At 40.7% G+C, this 16957-nt stretch carries 30 protein-coding genes; 29 read left to right on the forward strand and 1 reads right to left on the reverse strand.

Translation table 11 applies throughout. The annotated features are described in order from the left end of the window. The first annotated feature begins 6 nt into the window (after positions 1-6). From KQI87_RS05740 to KQI87_RS16535, 15 genes are all read left to right on the forward strand, one after another. Positions 7-252, forward strand: a complete 246-nt coding sequence (locus tag KQI87_RS05740) for a hypothetical protein (protein ID WP_216459278.1) — start codon at positions 7-9, stop codon at positions 250-252. Positions 253-267: 15 nt separating this feature from the next. After that, on the forward strand, positions 268-687 hold the full coding sequence (locus KQI87_RS05745) for a DUF2634 domain-containing protein (protein WP_216459279.1): 420 nt from the start codon (positions 268-270) through the stop codon (positions 685-687). After that, entirely contained in the window at positions 680-1882 is a 1203-nt protein-coding gene (locus tag KQI87_RS05750; RefSeq protein ID WP_216459280.1) for a baseplate J/gp47 family protein, read from the forward strand. The genes KQI87_RS05745 and KQI87_RS05750 overlap by 8 nt, the downstream gene beginning before the upstream one ends. Continuing rightward, positions 1866-2762, forward strand: coding sequence for a putative phage tail protein (locus KQI87_RS05755; protein WP_216459281.1), 897 nt, complete (start codon positions 1866-1868; stop codon positions 2760-2762). Before KQI87_RS05750 ends, KQI87_RS05755 begins: the two co-directional genes overlap by 17 nt. A gap of 21 nt (positions 2763-2783) precedes the next feature. Next, positions 2784-3098: a hypothetical protein gene (locus KQI87_RS05760; protein ID WP_216459282.1), complete on the forward strand. Its 315-nt coding sequence runs from the start codon at positions 2784-2786 to the stop codon at positions 3096-3098. Between the two features lie 20 nt (positions 3099-3118). Further along, positions 3119-3607, forward strand: a complete 489-nt coding sequence (locus KQI87_RS05765; protein WP_216459283.1) for a hypothetical protein — start codon at positions 3119-3121, stop codon at positions 3605-3607. A 1-nt stretch (position 3608) separates the two neighbouring features. Next, the gene (locus tag KQI87_RS05770) at positions 3609-3779 is read left to right on the forward strand and encodes a hypothetical protein (RefSeq protein WP_216459284.1); all 171 of its coding nucleotides are present in this window, start codon (positions 3609-3611) and stop codon (positions 3777-3779) included. After that, positions 3779-4144, forward strand: a complete 366-nt coding sequence (locus tag KQI87_RS05775) for a hypothetical protein (protein WP_216459285.1) — start codon at positions 3779-3781, stop codon at positions 4142-4144. Before KQI87_RS05770 ends, KQI87_RS05775 begins: the two co-directional genes overlap by 1 nt. Positions 4145-4147: 3 nt before the next feature. Beyond that, entirely contained in the window at positions 4148-5191 is a 1044-nt protein-coding gene (locus tag KQI87_RS05780) for an SUMF1/EgtB/PvdO family nonheme iron enzyme (protein ID WP_216459286.1), read from the forward strand. 67 nt (positions 5192-5258) lie between these two features. Further along, positions 5259-5711, forward strand: a complete 453-nt coding sequence (locus tag KQI87_RS05785) for a four helix bundle protein (protein ID WP_216459287.1) — start codon at positions 5259-5261, stop codon at positions 5709-5711. A gap of 350 nt (positions 5712-6061) precedes the next feature. Next, positions 6062-7201 carry an RNA-directed DNA polymerase gene (locus KQI87_RS05790; protein ID WP_216459288.1) on the forward strand — a complete coding sequence of 380 codons (1140 nt, stop codon included), beginning with the start codon at positions 6062-6064 and terminating at the stop codon, positions 7199-7201. Further along, on the forward strand, positions 7158-7346 hold the full coding sequence (locus KQI87_RS05795) for a hypothetical protein (protein WP_216459289.1): 189 nt from the start codon (positions 7158-7160) through the stop codon (positions 7344-7346). Before KQI87_RS05790 ends, KQI87_RS05795 begins: the two co-directional genes overlap by 44 nt. Beyond that, entirely contained in the window at positions 7339-7647 is a 309-nt protein-coding gene (locus KQI87_RS05800) for a hypothetical protein (RefSeq protein ID WP_216459290.1), read from the forward strand. The genes KQI87_RS05795 and KQI87_RS05800 overlap by 8 nt, the downstream gene beginning before the upstream one ends. Before the next feature lie 245 nt (positions 7648-7892). Continuing rightward, positions 7893-8210 carry an aminopeptidase gene (locus KQI87_RS05805; protein WP_253292389.1) on the forward strand — a complete coding sequence of 106 codons (318 nt, stop codon included), beginning with the start codon at positions 7893-7895 and terminating at the stop codon, positions 8208-8210. Positions 8211-8253: 43 nt separating this feature from the next. Further along, positions 8254-9636: an NlpC/P60 family protein gene (locus tag KQI87_RS16535; protein ID WP_253292390.1), complete on the forward strand. Its 1383-nt coding sequence runs from the start codon at positions 8254-8256 to the stop codon at positions 9634-9636. Positions 9637-10330: 694 nt separating this feature from the next. Here KQI87_RS16535 and KQI87_RS05815 read toward each other — a convergent pair. Then, a complete protein-coding gene (locus tag KQI87_RS05815; RefSeq protein ID WP_216459291.1) occupies positions 10331-11497 on the reverse strand; it encodes a peptidoglycan-binding domain-containing protein in 1167 nt (388 codons plus the stop codon). A gap of 218 nt (positions 11498-11715) precedes the next feature. On the opposite strand from KQI87_RS05815, the gene KQI87_RS05820 reads away from it, so the two are divergent. From KQI87_RS05820 to KQI87_RS05885, 14 genes are all read left to right on the forward strand, one after another. Then, positions 11716-11886, forward strand: a complete 171-nt coding sequence (locus KQI87_RS05820) for a hypothetical protein (RefSeq protein WP_216459292.1) — start codon at positions 11716-11718, stop codon at positions 11884-11886. A gap of 13 nt (positions 11887-11899) precedes the next feature. Then, positions 11900-12100, forward strand: a complete 201-nt coding sequence (locus tag KQI87_RS05825; protein ID WP_216459293.1) for a hypothetical protein — start codon at positions 11900-11902, stop codon at positions 12098-12100. Positions 12101-12471: 371 nt separating this feature from the next. After that, the gene (locus tag KQI87_RS05830; protein ID WP_216459294.1) at positions 12472-12723 is read left to right on the forward strand and encodes a hypothetical protein; all 252 of its coding nucleotides are present in this window, start codon (positions 12472-12474) and stop codon (positions 12721-12723) included. Positions 12724-12759: 36 nt separating this feature from the next. Further along, the gene (locus KQI87_RS05835; RefSeq protein WP_216459295.1) at positions 12760-13179 is read left to right on the forward strand and encodes a transposase; all 420 of its coding nucleotides are present in this window, start codon (positions 12760-12762) and stop codon (positions 13177-13179) included. After that, entirely contained in the window at positions 13176-13565 is a 390-nt protein-coding gene (locus tag KQI87_RS05840) for a beta barrel domain-containing protein (RefSeq protein ID WP_216459296.1), read from the forward strand. Before KQI87_RS05835 ends, KQI87_RS05840 begins: the two co-directional genes overlap by 4 nt. Then, positions 13562-13819 carry a hypothetical protein gene (locus KQI87_RS05845; RefSeq protein ID WP_216459297.1) on the forward strand — a complete coding sequence of 86 codons (258 nt, stop codon included), beginning with the start codon at positions 13562-13564 and terminating at the stop codon, positions 13817-13819. The genes KQI87_RS05840 and KQI87_RS05845 overlap by 4 nt, the downstream gene beginning before the upstream one ends. 163 nt (positions 13820-13982) lie before the next feature. Next, positions 13983-14147, forward strand: coding sequence for a hypothetical protein (locus tag KQI87_RS05850; RefSeq protein ID WP_216459298.1), 165 nt, complete (start codon positions 13983-13985; stop codon positions 14145-14147). A 31-nt stretch (positions 14148-14178) separates the two neighbouring features. After that, positions 14179-14319, forward strand: a complete 141-nt coding sequence (locus KQI87_RS05855; protein ID WP_216459299.1) for a hypothetical protein — start codon at positions 14179-14181, stop codon at positions 14317-14319. 19 nt (positions 14320-14338) lie between these two features. Then, a complete protein-coding gene (locus KQI87_RS05860; protein ID WP_216459300.1) occupies positions 14339-14857 on the forward strand; it encodes a hypothetical protein in 519 nt (172 codons plus the stop codon). Between the two features lie 55 nt (positions 14858-14912). Then, positions 14913-15080: a hypothetical protein gene (locus KQI87_RS05865; protein WP_216459301.1), complete on the forward strand. Its 168-nt coding sequence runs from the start codon at positions 14913-14915 to the stop codon at positions 15078-15080. Between the two features lie 16 nt (positions 15081-15096). Continuing rightward, the gene (locus tag KQI87_RS05870) at positions 15097-15945 is read left to right on the forward strand and encodes a hypothetical protein (protein ID WP_216459302.1); all 849 of its coding nucleotides are present in this window, start codon (positions 15097-15099) and stop codon (positions 15943-15945) included. 22 nt (positions 15946-15967) lie between these two features. Beyond that, positions 15968-16258 carry a hypothetical protein gene (locus KQI87_RS05875; RefSeq protein ID WP_216459303.1) on the forward strand — a complete coding sequence of 97 codons (291 nt, stop codon included), beginning with the start codon at positions 15968-15970 and terminating at the stop codon, positions 16256-16258. A gap of 8 nt (positions 16259-16266) precedes the next feature. Then, the gene (locus KQI87_RS05880) at positions 16267-16632 is read left to right on the forward strand and encodes a helix-turn-helix domain-containing protein (protein WP_216459304.1); all 366 of its coding nucleotides are present in this window, start codon (positions 16267-16269) and stop codon (positions 16630-16632) included. Positions 16633-16741: 109 nt separating this feature from the next. Continuing rightward, positions 16742-16891 (forward strand): hypothetical protein, encoded by a 150-nt coding sequence (locus KQI87_RS05885; RefSeq protein WP_216459305.1) that lies wholly within the window; start codon positions 16742-16744, stop codon positions 16889-16891. Positions 16892-16957: the final 66 nt, after the last annotated feature.

Below are 16957 nucleotides of genomic sequence, written 5' to 3' on the forward strand. Positions count from 1 at the left end.
AGAAGGATGGCAAATAATATTTCGGAAATTATTAGAATGATCGCACAACGAGACATGCCGCATATTGCTGTCGGATATATCTCATCGGTGAGTCCTTTACAAGTAGTCCTGATGGATGATATGAACGTCAGCTTATCAGAACAGTCGGTTATTATTCCGTCCAGGTCCAGACGACATATATGTGAAGGTGACAAATGGTACTTACTGGCAGTAAACAGAGGGAAAATTTATTACTTTCTGGATCGTGTATAAAAGGAGGATGCAGAGATGGATGAAGACATTATTAATTCTCCTGAAGAGGGCGAAGAGTTAGACGAAAGTGCGATTTACCGTACATATCGCATGGATTTTGAAAATAAAAGGATCATAGGAATGGTTGATGGGCTGGACGCTATTTGTCAGAGCCTATTTAAGACACTGCAAACAAGAAGATATGCTTATGACATTTATGATGATCAGTACGGATGCGATATTATGAATAAGATTGGAAACAGTGATTTGACACCCGGATATTTCGAATCTGATATTCCGGCAATGATTGAAGATGCTTTTTTAAACATGGACGAGGTTACTGGAATTGAGGACGTACAGTTTGAAATGCTGGATGGGGATTCCGTGTACGTTTCCTTTTTTGCTGAAACAACGTTCGGGGACACTATAGTAGAAGGAGACATTAACGATGGCTGAAACAATGGAGAAAAAGATACAGAAATTCAAAGAAGCAATGGCGTTAATGCTTGCCGATTCTCCTATGGAAGTGGATACAGAAATCGTAGGAAAGCTGAAAAATATTGAAGATTTACCACTGAACGATATTACGGAAGATGTCCTGATTGAGCAATTCTATGATATGGGAGCATTCCTGAATGTAGATGCGCGGCAGGGCAGTATATACTGGGATGCCTGTATGGGAAGTATTATTCGCACAAGCATGCTTCTTGAGCAGTTGAAAATGGTAAAAGAGATCATTTCACTGGATACATGTACAGGAGATGTTCTCGATGAGAAGATGGCAGAACGAGGTCTGGTGAGGAATCCAGAAAAGCCAACACCTGCAACCTATTATGTGAATTTTATCGGTCAGGCGCCTGATCTGGATTCAAAAATGTCAGTAGAAGAATATTTCTTTATACTGTCACAGGATTCCGAAGGAAGATATATTCTCATATCAGAAGATATGGGTACGGACATGAATAATCTGGCATCCGGTTTGAAAGTTGTCCCGGAGCTGGACGTAGATGGACTTATTGCTGCGACTCTTGGAGAATTGGCAATTCCTGCAACGGATGCTGAGGACGACGATTCTGCCAGAGAACGTTTGAAAAACCGTATCTCAGGTCCAGATGAAAATGGTAATAAATCTCAGGTGAGAACTTGGTGCGAATCTGTTGAAGGGGTAGGGGCAGCAAGAATCATTCCGTTATGGAACGGTCCGTATACAGTAAAAGGAATCCTTGTTTCGACTACAGGAGGCGTGCCATCACAAACAGTTGTAGATAATGTCCAGAATTACATTGATCCGGGATGTACTGGGATGGGAGAAGGCGTTGCGAATATTGGTCAGTTCTTTACTGCAGAAGCTGTTGAAGCAATAAAAGTGGATATAACGGTATCCGTATTAAAGAAAAATGATGCAACTTATTCTGGAATACAGGAAGGATTCAAAGAGTTACTTCAAAAGTATTTTACAGATATGGCATTGGAAGAATACGCAAACGGTATGGCGATTAGATATGTTCGCGTAGGTGCCATTTTAGAGAATATGGACGAAGTTATTGATTATGACCAATTGAAATTGAATGGAAAATCAGTCAATATCACTTTTACTAATGCGCAGGTTCCTGTACTTGGGGAGGTGACTGTTGATGGAAATATTTTATAATTCATCCGCTCCGGGATATGAGGAGATCGTCAGCTATGGTCCGAAGTGGTGGACAGAGTATAAAGAGATGGATGCCGTTTATATGTTTGAAGGGTGGCTCCTTGATGTTCTGGCAAAGAAGATGGAGCAGGAGGTCAAAAACCTATATCCATCTCAGGCAGATTACCCTACGTTACTTATGTATGAGAAAATGCTACGTATTGAGCATGATACAGAGATAACGATAGAAGAACGGAGAAGAATTGTACAGGCATATTATTCCGGTACCGGACATTTAAGTAGGAGTGTTATCTTACAGCTTATAAAAGCATATACCGGACATGACGGCGAAGTGTTTTGGGATGGTCCGACATTGTGCATTGAATTTAATAATGATGAGGGCGAGTTTATTTCAATCGGTATTCTGCAGAAGGTTATCGAAAGAAGAATCCCTGCACATATTCCATTCCAGACCAGATGTACCTGCAGAGCCCGTTTGGGATTGGAGGTGAATACAGAGGTATGGAGAAAACGCTTTATATTGGCAGGCTTGCTTCCAGGCGTAAATATGGGATTAGGCATAGCCCGAGAAAATGTGATCTTGGAAACGGCGGCACAGGCGCTAAAAACGACATTCCCCGTTTCTGGAAACTCAGGAGAAAGCGGTACATATCCAAAAACCAGTTTGGAATTAGAGATTGCAAGTGAGAAATTATCTTTTGAAGTGCAGACAAAAGCACTAAATACGCAATATCCCATTGCCGGAAATTCTGGTGAGAGTGGGACATTTCCGAAACAAAGCACCAAATTGCAGAGCGCAGAGGAGAATATATCGCCCGGAATCAGTACAAAGAATTGGGCGGTATCATTTCCGGTATGTGGTGATGCATTGGGAATATAACGAAAGGAGGAGCCTGAAAGAATGGCTTTACTTACAAGTGCTGCAATTCAGGGCTATTGTGATTATACAAGACGCAGGATTGCATATGCAAAATACAAGATAGGTTCGACCTATTATAAAGTGCCGATTGAATCGGTGAAAACTTCCTCGGCAGGAGTGGTGGAGATATCTTTCAAGATTGAGTTATCTTCTGGATCCGGGGAAGTATCAGAAGTGCAGCTGTATGATACAGACAGTCAATTATGGCTTTCCAAGACAGAACGCTTAAAAATGGATTCTGTTGCGGAGGGCTTTTTGTATGTTGTGCAGTTGAACATTTCAGAAATTATGTCATAGCAGAAAGAAGGTGAAAAAAGATGCGTGATCTTGTTGGATGGAAAGACCAGGTGTGTGAATTTCCAAATCGCTTCAAACATAATGTGGATGGCGATAAGGTGACTTTAGAAAGGGATCCGGGCACTGTAAAACAGCAGGGTACTCCACAGAATGCAACCAATTTCAATACTATGGATTTAGCAGCTTTGGAGGCAATGCTGATGGCATCCGAAGCAACACGAATGTTGCTGAGACAGGATGAGGAATTAAAGGGAATCACGGGAGAAGTGATCGAGGCGACCTTGACGAATAGTCAGGTATACCCTCATAACAACTCCACGCAAACCCTGAAACTTGTAACTCCGAGAAACACGAAGGATTATACCGTTACGGTTGAAGCTGTGAGTGTTACCGGGGGCGCTGTTGGTGAATTTGAGATCACCGACAAGTTACTGAACGGATTTAAGATCAAATACACTGGCTCTGCAACAAAAGTAGTAGTGCGGTGTTATGTAAGAGGAGGCATCTAAAATGGCAAATGTAATTATTCCGAATCAGGAGAGACGGGCAGAAGCAGAACACATTATGAAATCCTATGGAGTAGACAGAAGTGATCCTGCAATGAGAGAGGCAGCAGAGGTGACCGCTGCGAGAACAAATGAAACAATCAGGATGGCTGGGAACAGGAGGAAATATTACTGATGAAGGTTATTAAAAAGCCAGAAAATGGCAAAAAATTTGTGGAATACGAAGTTGATGGCAAATCTATCGACTTTGGTGATGGTGAACTCACAATCCGTGTTGACAAAAAAGAGAGGGACTATGAAGTGCCAATTGATATTTGTCAGGATTATACCGGGGGCTTGGTTATGGGGGCCAGTGCAGGCGATAAATATGTAGCGCAGCTTATTATCCCGGCAAGAGAATATACAGAAACAGAAAAAGAGAATCCGGCGTACAATCCGGAAGATGAAAATGGAACCGAGCAGCAGACCATTATGGAACGCAATCCGGTTCCTTTTTCTATGGACAAATGTACACTGATCTTATGGGAAATGGAGGAATAGCAAATGCCGAATTTTGATGATCTCAAATTATCTATTGAAGCACTTTCCGGGGGAAAGAACACGGTATTGTTTGACGATTTAGGAATGCCGTCAATCATGGTTCCGTTTCCCAAGATGAAAATGTCTGATCTGATTACAGGAGGAAGTGAGAATGTCCACCCTGCATTCATAATCAATGGAGTGGAGAAAGACGTACTGTATGTTTCTAAATTTCAGAATATTGTCCTGAATGAACGTGCGTATTCCCTTCCGATGCGTGATCCGAGAGCAAGCGTCAATTTCGATCAGGCAGTAAATTTCTGCCGGAATAAAGGTAAAAGTTGGGGACTTATGCCGTATGCATTATGGAGTGCAATTGCATTATGGTGCAGGAAGAACAGCACAATGCCACGAGGAAATAACAATTACGGATGCGATCATGCGTACACTCATGAAAAAGGTGTTCCGACTTATTACGAAAGTGGCAAGATTGCAAGATGTGCGACTGGATCAGGACCGAATACATGGAGTCATAACTGGATGCCTGACGGAATCTTTGACCTGAACGGTAATGTTTGGGAATGGTGTGCAGGTATGCGTCTGGTAAATGGAGAGATTCAGGTCATTCCATATTCAAACTGCATGTCACCCGATGTAAGCCTTGGTGCAAGTTCTACATTTTGGAAAGCGATTGCTGCAGATGGCTCACTGGTTGAACCGGGCACTGCCGGCACTCTGAAATGGGACGTTGTATCTGGAAAGATTCAGCTCACAAAAGGGGATATCACACCAAAAGATCAGGGTAACTGGTTACCGTATAATAATATGACTTTAGGTGATGGGCTTACGGTGGTACCTGAATTGGCAAAAGCTCTGCTCCTGTATCCAGATGAGCCGAACGGAGATTACGGTGGAGATTATCATGGAGTGAATACCTCTGGTGAGCGTTTGCCGATTTGTGGTGGGGGCTGGGACGGCACTGGCACTTCCGGCGTTTTCTACGTCAACTCGTACAATTCTCGTTCGAACTCCGACTCGAGCATCGGCTTGCGCTCCGCTTCTGAATAACTGTAACACTGCGTAACTGTTCTGCCCTGCGGTAGCAGGGCATTAAAAAATTGGAGGCTGTGGAAATATGGAGGATAGCCAAAATACTGGAACTGTCGCGAAAGATTATTCTTTCCAGATTCTTCAGAAGGTCGAAGATATGATGGTCTATGCATATCCAATTGTTATGAGGTGGAGTGTTGCAGAGAAGTACGCCATCGGAAATGATCTCATGGATTGCATGAAAAAGATGCTGCGGCTTGCGGTTGATATTGCAGAAAAATATTACAAGAAAACAACACTTGGGGATTTCGACAGAGAGAATAAGACATTACAAAAATATATCAAAGTGGCTTACCGGATTAGAGTTTTGAAAGGGATATCCAGCTATAAAGAATGGACGAACCGCTCAGAAGAGATAGGCAGAATGCTTGGAGGGTATATCAATACAGTAAATGGAGAAAATTCTGTTGCTGAAAATACGGCTACTCAGCAGCGGAAATCCTCAGGATATGGAAACGGCCGATATAAGAGACATTAAATTGTTTTCTTTGGGAACGGGTTATAGCGTTTGCCGATTTGTGGTGGGAGCTGGAACAACACTGGCACTTCCGGCGTTTTCAACGTCAACTTGAACAATTCTCGTTCGAACTCCAACACGAACATCGGCTTGCGCTCCGCTTCACCCTTGTATGCCAGAATCGGGAACTCCAAGGACTACCGACAGTGTGAGGGGATAAAGGAATCCGTTTCCGCTCCGGCTGAAAAGCAGGAGAAAAATGTCACTATATTGACAGCGTTGAGCGGATATAGCGACAGTTGTGGAGGCCGCGAGTACCAGATGGGAAAGCCGTTAAACACAACAAAATACAAAAAAATAAGGGGAATTAAATGAAAATCAAGCAGGTTTTTGATTTGATATTCTCTGACGAAAATCTGTATGAGGCGATTCAGGATGCATCTCAAGGCAGGAGATATAACAGGGATGTTCTGCGTGTTCAGTATGATATCTGGAATGTTATCAGGAAGATACAGCAGGACGTGAAATCAGGTGAATATAAAATTGATAAGTATTTTATCTTTTATGTGTATGAGCCTAAAAAGAGAATGATCATGTCGATTTCATTTTACCATCGCATTATACAATGGGCGATATATCGTGTTGTAAATCCTATGCTGGTAAAAGGATACATTAAAGATTCTTATGGATGCGTACCTGGCAAAGGTTCCCTTGCCGCTATGGAAAGGCTGCGATACTGGCTAAAATTCGTAGAGCATAAGCCCGGTACATGGTATTACCTCAAATTGGATATTAGTAAATATTTTTATCGGATATCCCATGAGGTATTGAAAGAATTACTTGCAAAGAAAATAAAAGATCAACGACTTTTACAGATTCTGTATAACATTATTGAATGCGAACATACACCATTTGGATTACCGCCCGGAAAGGGACCAGGCGAGGTACCTTTGGAGGAAAGGCTTTTTGATGTTGGAATGCCTGCTGGAAATCTATTGTCACAGGTATTTGCAAATGTGTATCTGGATGTACTGGATCAGTTCTGCAAAAGGACGTTGGGAATCAATTTCTATGTCAGATATATGGACGATATTATTATTCTGTCTGACAGCAAACTCCAGCTTCATGCATGGAAAGCTGAAATTGAGAGATTTGTTGAGACGCAATTGCGGTTATCTTTGAATCAGAAAACTTGTATACGTCCAATATCTCAGGGCATAGAGTTTGTGGGCTATCGGATATGGCCGCACTATGTAACTGTCAGAAAGAGCACTACATTGCAGATGAAACGAAATCTTAAAAGAAAAGTTCAAGAATATAATGCAGGCTTGATCGAGAGGGATGTGGTTACCGCAACATTAATGTCCTATTTAGGAATACTGGATCACTGCGATTGTAAGCAGTTCAGAAAAGATTTAATTGAGTCAGTTGTACTTAGTAAAAATAGCAACGCAGGAGAAGTTGCCTATGAAATTGAAAATTATTGCGAAGCTATGGTCTGCGGTTTATGATCTCTTGTTCTATATTGATGGGAAATCAGAGAAAAGTATTGAACAGATACATAATGATCTTGACGTGATAGAAGTTATGTGCCGCCCATATGCCGAGCTGTATGATCTGGAAATGCCAGAAGAAAGGGGTGGGGAAAATGAATGAATACATTTCTCGTGAAGAGCACAAAGAGTTTTGCGCAAGACTGGATGCCGAGAACACCAGACAGAACAGGAGAATTGAACTCTTGGAAGAGACAACCAAGCAGATTTCCGAGCTGACATCCTCCGTACAGACGCTTGCATTGTCTGTGAAGAATATGGTGGAGGAACAGAGCCGGCAGGGAAAACGACTTGAGACGTTGGAAAACCGGGATGGCGAGATGTGGAGAAAGGTTACAGGATATGTACTGACAACCGTTATCGGAATTATTGTCGGATTCCTGGCAAAGCAGATCGGATTCTGATTTATCCACAATTTTATCCACAAACTCACAAAGTTGAATTGTAAAATACGTAAACTCATTTATTTGAGCGTTTGGCGGCTTGTATATATGTATGTGAGGAAATGTTAGGGTAAGTGTTTTAAATTCGTGCATGAGCCTGCTACGAATGTTCAACGGCATGTTAAGCATGGGAGTGGATGTGAAAATGCAGGACAAGAAGAAAACACATAGCAAAATCAAAGTGAAGAAATGGAGGACAAGGAACAATGATGAATCTTGAAACATTTTTATTATTACTGATGATTGTATCTGTATTGACCGGATTAGTAACAGAGGGAATCAAGAAGTTACTGGACGAGGGTGAAAAGGTATACCATCCGACTCTGCTTGCTGGTGTGATTGCAGTAGTACTGTCAGTAGCAGTAGGAGCTGGATATATAATCCTTACAGAAGCCGCGATAAACGGAAAGATGGCAGTGATCCTGATTGCATTAGTATTATTATCCTGGCTGTCAGCAACGGTAGGATATGATAAAGTCATTCAGTCAATTGGCCAGATTAAATTTCCAGATAAAGACGAGTAACCGGGAGCCTGTTTAAAGGCTCTTTTTTTAGTGGGGTGAGTTTATGAATAAACAAAATGTAACCGTACTTAGAAAAATCTTATATGCAGTGGAATCAGGTGACCAGATATACGGAAGACAGGATTATTCGGCTTTTGCAGGAGTTGGAGCAAATTGCGATAACGAGAAAGCAATCACGATTGGTGCGGGACAATGGTATGCAGACGAGGCGAAAGAACTGTTATACAGGATCCAGAGAGGAAATCCAAAACTGTTCAAAGATATGGATACGGCAAATCTGGAAGCTGATCTTCTGATGAAAAGCTGGTCTGCGTATGGAGTGAGTGCTGGATCAGAAAAGGGAAAATGTATCGTAGAAATTATCAGTACCAGTCATGGTAAGCAATGTCAGGATACGTATATGGAGGAGCAGATTCAGGAATATGCTGAGAGCATTACAAAAACATATGGAGCCATGCCGGACTCTGCAATGATGGAGTGTATAAATATTATCCACCAGGGAGGCGATGCGGCATTAAAAAGAATCTTGGCAAAAACAGTAAAACCATATACAGCAGAGAAGATTTATGCAATTCTCTGTCAGGACCCGGAAGACCCGTTCCCGAATCAAGTTGGAGATTATGAAAGCAGGCAGACTGCGGTTATCGATATGATTCGAAAATATGCAGAAGATACAGACAAGAAAGAAGGTGCAGAAATGACAAAGACAGAAAAAGCAATTCAGCAGATGGAAAGTTGGGCGAATGATGATTCCCATGGTTATGATCAGGACTACCGTTGGGGAGAAAAAGGAGATTTTGACTGTTCTTCAGCAGTGATTCAGTCATGGCAGAATGCAGGAGTCCCAGTTAAAGCCAGCGGTGCAACATATACAGGAGATATGAAAAACGTATTCCTGAAGAACGGCTTCAAAGATGTTACTGCCTCCGTGAATGTTAAAACAGGATCCGGGCTTCAGCGAGGAGATGTACTGCTTAACGAAGCTAAACATGTAGCGATGTACTGTGGAAACGGAAAAGAAGTAGAAGCCTCGATCAATGAGAAGGGAACCGCGCACGGAGGGCAACCGGGAGATCAGACAGGAAAAGAGTTCTTGATCCGAAGCTACAGAAATTATCCATGGAATTGTGTTTTACGGTATGCTGGAGATCAGACCGTGACAGCGACCACTTCTGTAGAGAAAAAACAGAACACCGTTGCCTATGTTGCGAGATTTACGAAAGACTGTAAGTGTTATACTGCCAGTGATGCTACAAAGCAGTCAAAATTATTCCCGATGTTGAAGAAAAACAGCGTTGTGGATGTAATGAAGTACATAGAAAAAGACTCTGCAGGAAAGAAGTGGTATTTTGTGAGAATCCCATATCCAAATGCTGAGGGATTTGTAAGAGAATTTGTTCCGGCAGGATATTTCAAAAGACTGTAGAAAATATTCCAGAAATGTGGTAACATGATTTTGCTGCGCACCTCCGGCAGGAAGGAGGTGAGGTCTAATGCATGATTTATTCATCAGTTTGCTTGTTTCTATCGTAGCAGGTGTAATTAGCTACTACATCTGCAAATGGCTGGATGGGGACAAATAAGGCAGCGCAGACAGTCTAAAAGGTATAAGCCACCTTACATAAACGGAATAGAAAACCCCAGAAGTCTCGACCACTTCTGGGGTTTTTGTTTTTGCCTAATGCATTTTCATCAGTTTGCTTAGCTGTTATTATCATATTCCGTAGTCAGCAAAAAGTCAACTACAAAATATTGAGTTTTCTAAAATTACCCGATGCCTGAATGGTGTCGGGACTTTTTCTATTTGTCCCGGGACAATTCTGGTGCAAATGAGCATATGTATTTATCTAAAATCTTAATTCTACTTCTTAATCTCAATCTCAAAAAGCCACTTGTAAGCCAATTTGTCCCGGTATAATTGAGGGACAAAGCAGGCGGATTTGATCATATATTTTAATTATATTCTTAATCTTATTCTAAACCTAAATCTGAGCCAGTCAAAGGCTTTCAAGCGGCTTACAAATTAAAGCCAACAAATGTTGGAAAAAATAACTCATTTTAGTGAGAAATATATAAAATTTGTAATTGAATTTCGTTAAAATCTTATAAAAATAAAAAAATTATTGTCTTGGTGTATAGGAATATGAGTTGGTGTTAAAGTCCCACGTAATATCACCATATCCGTCTGTAATTGCACCGTCTGTATCTAATTTTCCGTAAGAAGGATAGTAGATATCTGATCCTGAAAAGCAAATACCAGTTCCATCTTCACAGATGATGGAGAACCAGTTATAACCACTGTTATCAACCACTGTTTGCGCAAATTCAGTAAATTGTTCTAAAGTAACAGTTTTTAAAATGTCCTTAGCGATGCTGATATATGCGTAGGTTCCAAGTGTTTTAGAATTATCTCCGCTTTTTACCGGAGCAGTAACAACTTGAGCGTTCAGCAGAGGGTTAGAAGAATCTGCATCGGACTGAACAGAAGAATTATCTTCGGCGGATAACATATTTCTATTAAGTGAAGAAAGAAGTTCTGCATCAATAGAACTACCATCTGTTAATCCTTTATCTTTTCGATAAGATGCAATCGCATTCTGAGTTCCAGATCCTGCAACTCCATCAGGAGTACCGCAGTCATAACCTAAAGCGTTTAATTTTGTTTGCACGTCCTGAATAATAGTTTTATCAGAGTAGGAAACAATAGTGGAGTTTTGGAAAGTATACATAATCATATCGTTAAGCAAATCCGAATCAGTATTATTTTGGCTAATCATAAAAGTCATGACATAAGCACCTTGATTAGTACATACGCACAAAGAGCAGCTCGAAATATTGTTGCTACTGGATGTCCATGTATAACCAATAGTAACTGAAGGATAATCTCCCATTGTTCCCTCCAGACGAGATGTTTCTGAGTAATCTGTCATACCATTCGTAATTGAACTTACGACAGCATTTACGTATGAATAATTTCCGGAGAGATTCTCACTATTAGGTAGTGGCATATACATAATCGTTAAAACAGTTCCATTTTTTATGGTGTAGTTTCTGGATTCGCGACCATCAGATGTGGTTATATCTGCTGTCCAGTGAGCCGGAATCGAATATTGGAGTTCATTTATATAGTCGGTGACAATTTCTCTGTTTTTGTATTCTCCTGATAGAAACTCATAGTCAGTGGCATGAATGGGGATGGATAAGGAAAGGAATAGACAAAAAGCCAGAATAATGGATAGTGGTACTAAAAATGCGTGGGGGGGGGTAAAACTTTTACTCTTTTTCATGTAAAAAATCTCCTTTTTCTTTTAATGATAGCATTGCACATTCTGTGACACAACATCATTAAATTGAGCATCAACGCGAAAAAACTCATTTTTTGTAAAATAGGGTATTGACAACTACTACCTACGTGTTATATTAAACTCAACAAAACGAGTAAATGAGTTATAAAAACTCAATAAAACGAGTAGAAAAAAGTCGAATAAAATCGAAAGGAGTCGAAATGTATAAGGTGATAGTTGACATAGCACCCCGGACAATAGCTGGGACAAATGGGTGCCATAAATATGTATTTGGCAGATATTGTACTAAAAAAGAAACAATTTCTGTCATGGAATCCATAAACAATGCTGAGAAATATATCGGTGTTGCCACAATGGAAAAAGAAAAATAGAGGAGGAAAAGACATGACAAAGAAACAGTATAAACGGAAAGCGATGGAAATATTCAGGGCATTTGCTAAGAAGAATGGGGGAAAATTCCATAGCACAGACAGGATCAACACTCCGAAATGGGGCTCCATCATTACTATAGGTCCGCATAAAGGCAAAGCATTAAGGAGCTATGAACAGGCATTGGATACCATAAACGCAATAATAAATGGATAGCCGAAACGGTCAGAAATGACCGTCTGGTGCTGATGATGGCAGGTCAAGCGATTGGTGCAGGACAACAAGTTTCTCTGGATTTTAGAGTGAAATGCAGAGGCGGTGAGCAAGATCGAGCAGAGAACGCCTAAAAAATGCTCAATGCAGGACAACAGGTTTGCTGGTTTTAAAGTGAAACCAGATACGGGAGCGGAAGCACCGGAGCAGCACTGCACGGGCGGTAAAGTATGGATCGCCATATAAAAGTAACATATCCAATCGCATAGCATTATGGCATGAAAGTAAGAACTTTGCAGGTCCGATGATTTGTGTCCTGGGCGGTATGGGAAAGTGTCAGAATAAGGTTGAAGCGAGAAAGAAGGGCAAATGAAATGACAGACAATTATGTTACGATTGTAGATTTTGGGGACTGGTCAGTTGTGGAAGAAAGCACAAGTGAAAATACAGCAGAAGAATATGCAAAGATCCTTGCGTATTGTAAGGCAAAAGAAAAGAGAAGCCGTAGAAGAAAAAAAGAGAGAAAGGTCGAAATAGAGACAAAGCTTTCTGGTGCATTTCTTGGTTTGTTTTCTGTAGGAGTCCCAATCATTCTGTTTTGGTTATGGCTCTTTGAAATTATATAAAAAACGAGAAAGAACTAAATAACGGAGGGTATGCTTATGAACAAAGAGTATATACAGAAAATATGCGAGATTCTAAGTCAGATTGATGATCTGGCGCAACCAGTAGCAGAGGCAAAGAAAGTGGACATTCCAGAGGAAATGGAGCAGAGCAAAGTTGAGGTAAACCACGATACATCCAAGCGGTATGATCCAGAGTTCAAAAAGATGGTGGTCCATTTGCACAAGGAGGAAAAATGGAAATTCCGACAGATTACGGAGAAGTATGGAGTATCAAAAGCTACGATCACAAAATGGTGCAGCGATGCACGATATGAGAATGCTGCACTCATGAAGGTGAAAGAAAAAGAGATTGAAACGATGCAGAAAGACTATGAGAAAGTAAAAGAAGAAAATGCTTTCTTGAAAAAGATCGTGTTTATGATGTTCGAAAAAGCAATGGGAGGAGTACAGGCATGACATTAAAAGATTTTAAGATTGGTCAGACGGCATATGCGTTTTCTTATGAGGATATCGTATTGCTGAAAGGATTGAACCCAAAAAAGTATACTGTTGTAAAGATTGGCCGGAAATACCTGTATGCAGTAAAAGGGGAAGAAGTAGATATCAAAGCGGTACCGGATTATTTGCTGATAGGATTTAAGGAACCAGACTATATAGATAGTTTTTTAGAAGAAAATATTGATTACGGACATAAGACAATATTATTTCCAGATATGAAAGCAGCAAAAGATTATTACAAAAAGAGAAAGCTTGTAAGACATTTTACATCAGGTGTGAAATGGGAGAGCTGTACATTAGATGAATTACAAGAAGTACAAAGAATCCTGGGGGTACAAGTATGACAGCATTACAGAAGATATTTCAGAGTTATTACGAAGGCAGAATCGAAGGCGATGAACCAGAACCAGAAAGCATGACAGTTACATATAAAAGGGTTACTGATATATTAAATGAGTTTCAGATCAGGAAAGATGGCATAGACGAAATCATGTTATGGGTAAGCCAGTACGGAGCAGCAGCGGAGGAAACAGGATTCTATGCAGGCTTCAAGATGGCATGGGAATTATTGAAGAATATGCAGGAGGGTGTTGAGTAAAGCAGAAGAGGATGGCTCATTAAAAATGGGCTGTCCTTTTATTTTTTGTGTGTTTTGTAAAATAGGGTATTGACAACTACTACCTACGTGTTATATTAAACTCAACAAAACGAGTTTAGTATAAAAATAACTCAATAAAATGAGCATACGGAGGAAAAATACTATGACAAAGGCAGAAAAAATTGAAATAGCAAAAACAATGGAAAACGAGAAGTTACTTGAATGTTTCTTACGTTACACCGAACAGAAATTTTATGAAATGGAAGAATCAAAAAGAGAAACATATGCAATCGTTAAAGAGGAAATTCTTAACAGAATGAGCAAATAAGAGACGAAGCCCAGAGAAGGGAGGGCACTTGATGGAAAGATATGAGCTGGCAAATGGGAATGTGTACGAGATCGCAATGTGGAGTGATACATACACAGTGACACACGAAGGCAAGGTTGTTTATTCTGGATCCTATGCGGGATGCAGGAAGTATATAAACAGTCAGAAGTAAGAAAGAGAGGGCAAAGGGCATGGCACAGATTATTCAGTTTCCAGTAAAAGAACAGGCAGTCAGTAATGGGTATGATAACCTTTCCAGACTGATTGCTATAGCAGCTACAGGAGATGTTCTTAATGTTTATATTGAGACCATAGAACAGTTGGAAAAAGCCGGAAATCTGCTGGATGGAGAAGCACAGAAGCTGACAGAGCAGGGAAGGGAGAAGCGATTGGAGCTGGCAGGACCTAATCCGGTTAAGAAAGAAACGGTTGAGGCTCCGGGAGTATATTGTTATACACCTGAAATGGGAGGGCGGAAACCTGAGTGCCAGATGGAGGCATCCAGAGGATATTACGGAAAACACTGGTTCATTGATACTCCGCTGGAAATCAAAGGCAGGGGAATTGAGTTCGTAAAGAAATATCAAGAAAAGGATTTCTGTAGCCCCGGAAACTATAGAGTCGGTTGGAATGAATACCGGGTAACAAATAAGGCATTCGAGAAATTGAAAGAAAAATACAGTATCTCGCAGGAATGTCTACTTGATTAATAACATAATCTGCCTCAGGAAACTGGGGCAGAAAAAATAAGAGGAGGAAAAAGAAGTGAAATTGAGAGAACAACCAACAGAAATTATGTTGCTGACAAATAATCAGCGCAAGATGCATGGAAAACCGATGTGCAGAAAGAACAACCGAAAGAAACGTTTTTATACGCGGTGCGAAGCAGATGAGACAATTAATGCATTTGTTGATTATTGCAATCGAGAGTAAAAGGAGGGAAAGTGCAATGGGAGAAATGATGAAAGAATTATCATTTTCAATTGACGGAGAAACTATCACGAAAATGGCAAGAGAATGGTTTTACGAAGGAGAAAAAAGCTTTGAGAAAATCATGGAATTTCTGTTTTCCTGCATGTCTGGAACGGATACACCGGAAGCACAGCTCAGAAGATATGCGGAAGATATCCTGATCGGGAGAGCAGCTTTGAAAGGAAGTACAGAAGATGAAACATACCATCTTGAGATATATGGACCAGGAGAAGAGGAGAAGTTGCCAAGAAACATGGATATTTGGCAGGAAAGCACTAAAAAAAGAAAGATAAAAAAAGAACTTGAGAAAATGGCTCAGCGCTGGAATGTAGCGATGCAATATATCCCAGAAGAAACACAGAGGAGAATCAGGGAAGAACTTGGAGAAGAAACAGAGGAAGATCGTCAGCAGAGATCCGTTGATAGTTATGTTAAGCGCATGACTGATAAAACAGAACATACTACACCGGATTATGGATGGTTAGAACCGAATGGAACTTTCCATGCAGTTGAGTGGGGCGAACACCAAAGCTGGGCTCAGTCATACTTAGATGAAAATTATCCCGAGCAGGCAGAAGATAAAGAAATTGATATGCAGGTTAAGTGCAACAATCTAGGTCTGATAGGAGCCGGAGACTGGCTTGTAGAAAGAGGATGGATCCTATTACATAATCCGACGCATGGGATTGCATATCCGTTAGTTAATCCGGTCAAGAAACCAACAAAGGCACAGAAAGAGTTTTTGTTCGATTATTATATTGAGCGTAATTGTGAAAAAGAGGCCAGTGCAGTATGGTCGGATTCTTTTGGCAGTTTCAGTTTTTGAGTTATGAGGTGAAATTATAGCTATGTGCGAAATACCGAACGAGGACGAATACTGGGAACGCCGCCGGGAGGAATTGGAAAATCCAAGAGCGTTCCGAAGACCGGGCGCATGGGATGAGCCTGTATATAAGACTGGCAGCTTATTTCTGGATGATGAGATCGAGAAGATTGAAAAAGAACGGGGCTATCCGATGGAAGAACTGTACGAAGGCGATTTACTTGAGATAGTGGAAGAACAGGAAGGAATTGCCGCTGATTCGGCGGAATGGAATAGTAACTACGGATGTATTGATTACAGATACCGTGTAGCATAGGAGGGAAAATGCAGAACATTGTAGAGTTTATTAAAAAAGAAATGACAGACAGGGGCATGACGTATGATTTATTGGCAGAAAAAGTAGGGACCAGCAGGCAGAATCTTTGGTTAAAGCTGAATAAAAATAGCAGACCAAATTTTGAAACAGTAAGAAAGATTCTTTCAGCACTGGACTATGATCTGAAAATCGAGAGAAGAGAAGGCGCAGCGGAACCCGGAGAGAAAGAGCTGCAAGAGTTTTTTGAAAGCACAGATGAAGAACAGGTAAGCTATGAATGCATTCAGAGATTATTTTCAGTAATGGGATATAGCCTGACAACGAAAACTCATAAAAATGAGCAAAATGTAAAAGAGGGTATTGACAACTACTAACTACGTGTTAAATTATAATCAAGAACTCAATAAAATGAGTTTTAAGAAAAATGAAATTCAACGAAATGAGTTCTGAAGGGCAGGTGAGAAAGTGGAGGAACATAACAATATGCCAATGACAGCAAAAGAAGCAGCCAGAGCAATGATGTGGGTAAAAGCTCAGGGGCTGAGTGATAGCAAGGCAATAGAACTTATTAATTTTATCACCGACACAAACATTCCAGATGGAAAAGAAGAAACACCAGAAACAAAAGAATAAGGCTCCGGAGCCTACCTGAGAAATAGAACCGGAGCCAAAATCCAACAAGCCGGGGCGGTTTTCACC

The organism is Blautia sp. MSJ-9, from assembly GCF_018919065.1.
Lineage (GTDB): Bacteria > Bacillota > Clostridia > Lachnospirales > Lachnospiraceae > Blautia_A.

Bases quoted from the DNA above. Each gene is read 5' to 3' on its own strand.
- KQI87_RS05755 (WP_216459281.1), top strand. From the start codon at position 1,866: ATGGAAATATTTTATAATTCATCCGCTCCGGGATATGAGGAGATCGTC.
- KQI87_RS05785 (WP_216459287.1), top strand. From the start codon at position 5,259: ATGGAGGATAGCCAAAATACTGGAACTGTCGCGAAAGATTATTCTTTC.
- KQI87_RS05835 (WP_216459295.1), top strand. From the start codon at position 12,760: ATGAACAAAGAGTATATACAGAAAATATGCGAGATTCTAAGTCAGATT.
- KQI87_RS05845 (WP_216459297.1), top strand. From the start codon at position 13,562: ATGACAGCATTACAGAAGATATTTCAGAGTTATTACGAAGGCAGAATC.
- KQI87_RS05765 (WP_216459283.1), top strand. From the start codon at position 3,119: ATGCGTGATCTTGTTGGATGGAAAGACCAGGTGTGTGAATTTCCAAAT.
- KQI87_RS05740 (WP_216459278.1), top strand. From the start codon at position 7: ATGGCAAATAATATTTCGGAAATTATTAGAATGATCGCACAACGAGAC.
- KQI87_RS05750 (WP_216459280.1), top strand. From the start codon at position 680: ATGGCTGAAACAATGGAGAAAAAGATACAGAAATTCAAAGAAGCAATG.
- KQI87_RS05880 (WP_216459304.1), top strand. From the start codon at position 16,267: ATGCAGAACATTGTAGAGTTTATTAAAAAAGAAATGACAGACAGGGGC.
- KQI87_RS05870 (WP_216459302.1), top strand. From the start codon at position 15,097: ATGGGAGAAATGATGAAAGAATTATCATTTTCAATTGACGGAGAAACT.
- KQI87_RS05780 (WP_216459286.1), top strand. From the start codon at position 4,148: ATGCCGAATTTTGATGATCTCAAATTATCTATTGAAGCACTTTCCGGG.
- KQI87_RS05760 (WP_216459282.1), top strand. From the start codon at position 2,784: ATGGCTTTACTTACAAGTGCTGCAATTCAGGGCTATTGTGATTATACA.
- KQI87_RS05795 (WP_216459289.1), top strand. From the start codon at position 7,158: ATGAAATTGAAAATTATTGCGAAGCTATGGTCTGCGGTTTATGATCTC.
- KQI87_RS05830 (WP_216459294.1), top strand. From the start codon at position 12,472: ATGACAGACAATTATGTTACGATTGTAGATTTTGGGGACTGGTCAGTT.
- KQI87_RS05800 (WP_216459290.1), top strand. From the start codon at position 7,339: ATGAATGAATACATTTCTCGTGAAGAGCACAAAGAGTTTTGCGCAAGA.
- KQI87_RS05825 (WP_216459293.1), top strand. From the start codon at position 11,900: ATGACAAAGAAACAGTATAAACGGAAAGCGATGGAAATATTCAGGGCA.
- KQI87_RS05850 (WP_216459298.1), top strand. From the start codon at position 13,983: ATGACAAAGGCAGAAAAAATTGAAATAGCAAAAACAATGGAAAACGAG.
- KQI87_RS05885 (WP_216459305.1), top strand. From the start codon at position 16,742: ATGCCAATGACAGCAAAAGAAGCAGCCAGAGCAATGATGTGGGTAAAA.
- KQI87_RS16535 (WP_253292390.1), top strand. From the start codon at position 8,254: ATGAATAAACAAAATGTAACCGTACTTAGAAAAATCTTATATGCAGTG.
- KQI87_RS05805 (WP_253292389.1), top strand. From the start codon at position 7,893: ATGATGAATCTTGAAACATTTTTATTATTACTGATGATTGTATCTGTA.
- KQI87_RS05875 (WP_216459303.1), top strand. From the start codon at position 15,968: ATGTGCGAAATACCGAACGAGGACGAATACTGGGAACGCCGCCGGGAG.
- KQI87_RS05770 (WP_216459284.1), top strand. From the start codon at position 3,609: ATGGCAAATGTAATTATTCCGAATCAGGAGAGACGGGCAGAAGCAGAA.
- KQI87_RS05790 (WP_216459288.1), top strand. From the start codon at position 6,062: ATGAAAATCAAGCAGGTTTTTGATTTGATATTCTCTGACGAAAATCTG.
- KQI87_RS05775 (WP_216459285.1), top strand. From the start codon at position 3,779: ATGAAGGTTATTAAAAAGCCAGAAAATGGCAAAAAATTTGTGGAATAC.
- KQI87_RS05745 (WP_216459279.1), top strand. From the start codon at position 268: ATGGATGAAGACATTATTAATTCTCCTGAAGAGGGCGAAGAGTTAGAC.
- KQI87_RS05855 (WP_216459299.1), top strand. From the start codon at position 14,179: ATGGAAAGATATGAGCTGGCAAATGGGAATGTGTACGAGATCGCAATG.
- KQI87_RS05815 (WP_216459291.1), bottom strand. From the start codon at position 11,497: ATGAAAAAGAGTAAAAGTTTTACCCCCCCCCACGCATTTTTAGTACCA.
- KQI87_RS05860 (WP_216459300.1), top strand. From the start codon at position 14,339: ATGGCACAGATTATTCAGTTTCCAGTAAAAGAACAGGCAGTCAGTAAT.
- KQI87_RS05840 (WP_216459296.1), top strand. From the start codon at position 13,176: ATGACATTAAAAGATTTTAAGATTGGTCAGACGGCATATGCGTTTTCT.
- KQI87_RS05820 (WP_216459292.1), top strand. From the start codon at position 11,716: ATGTATAAGGTGATAGTTGACATAGCACCCCGGACAATAGCTGGGACA.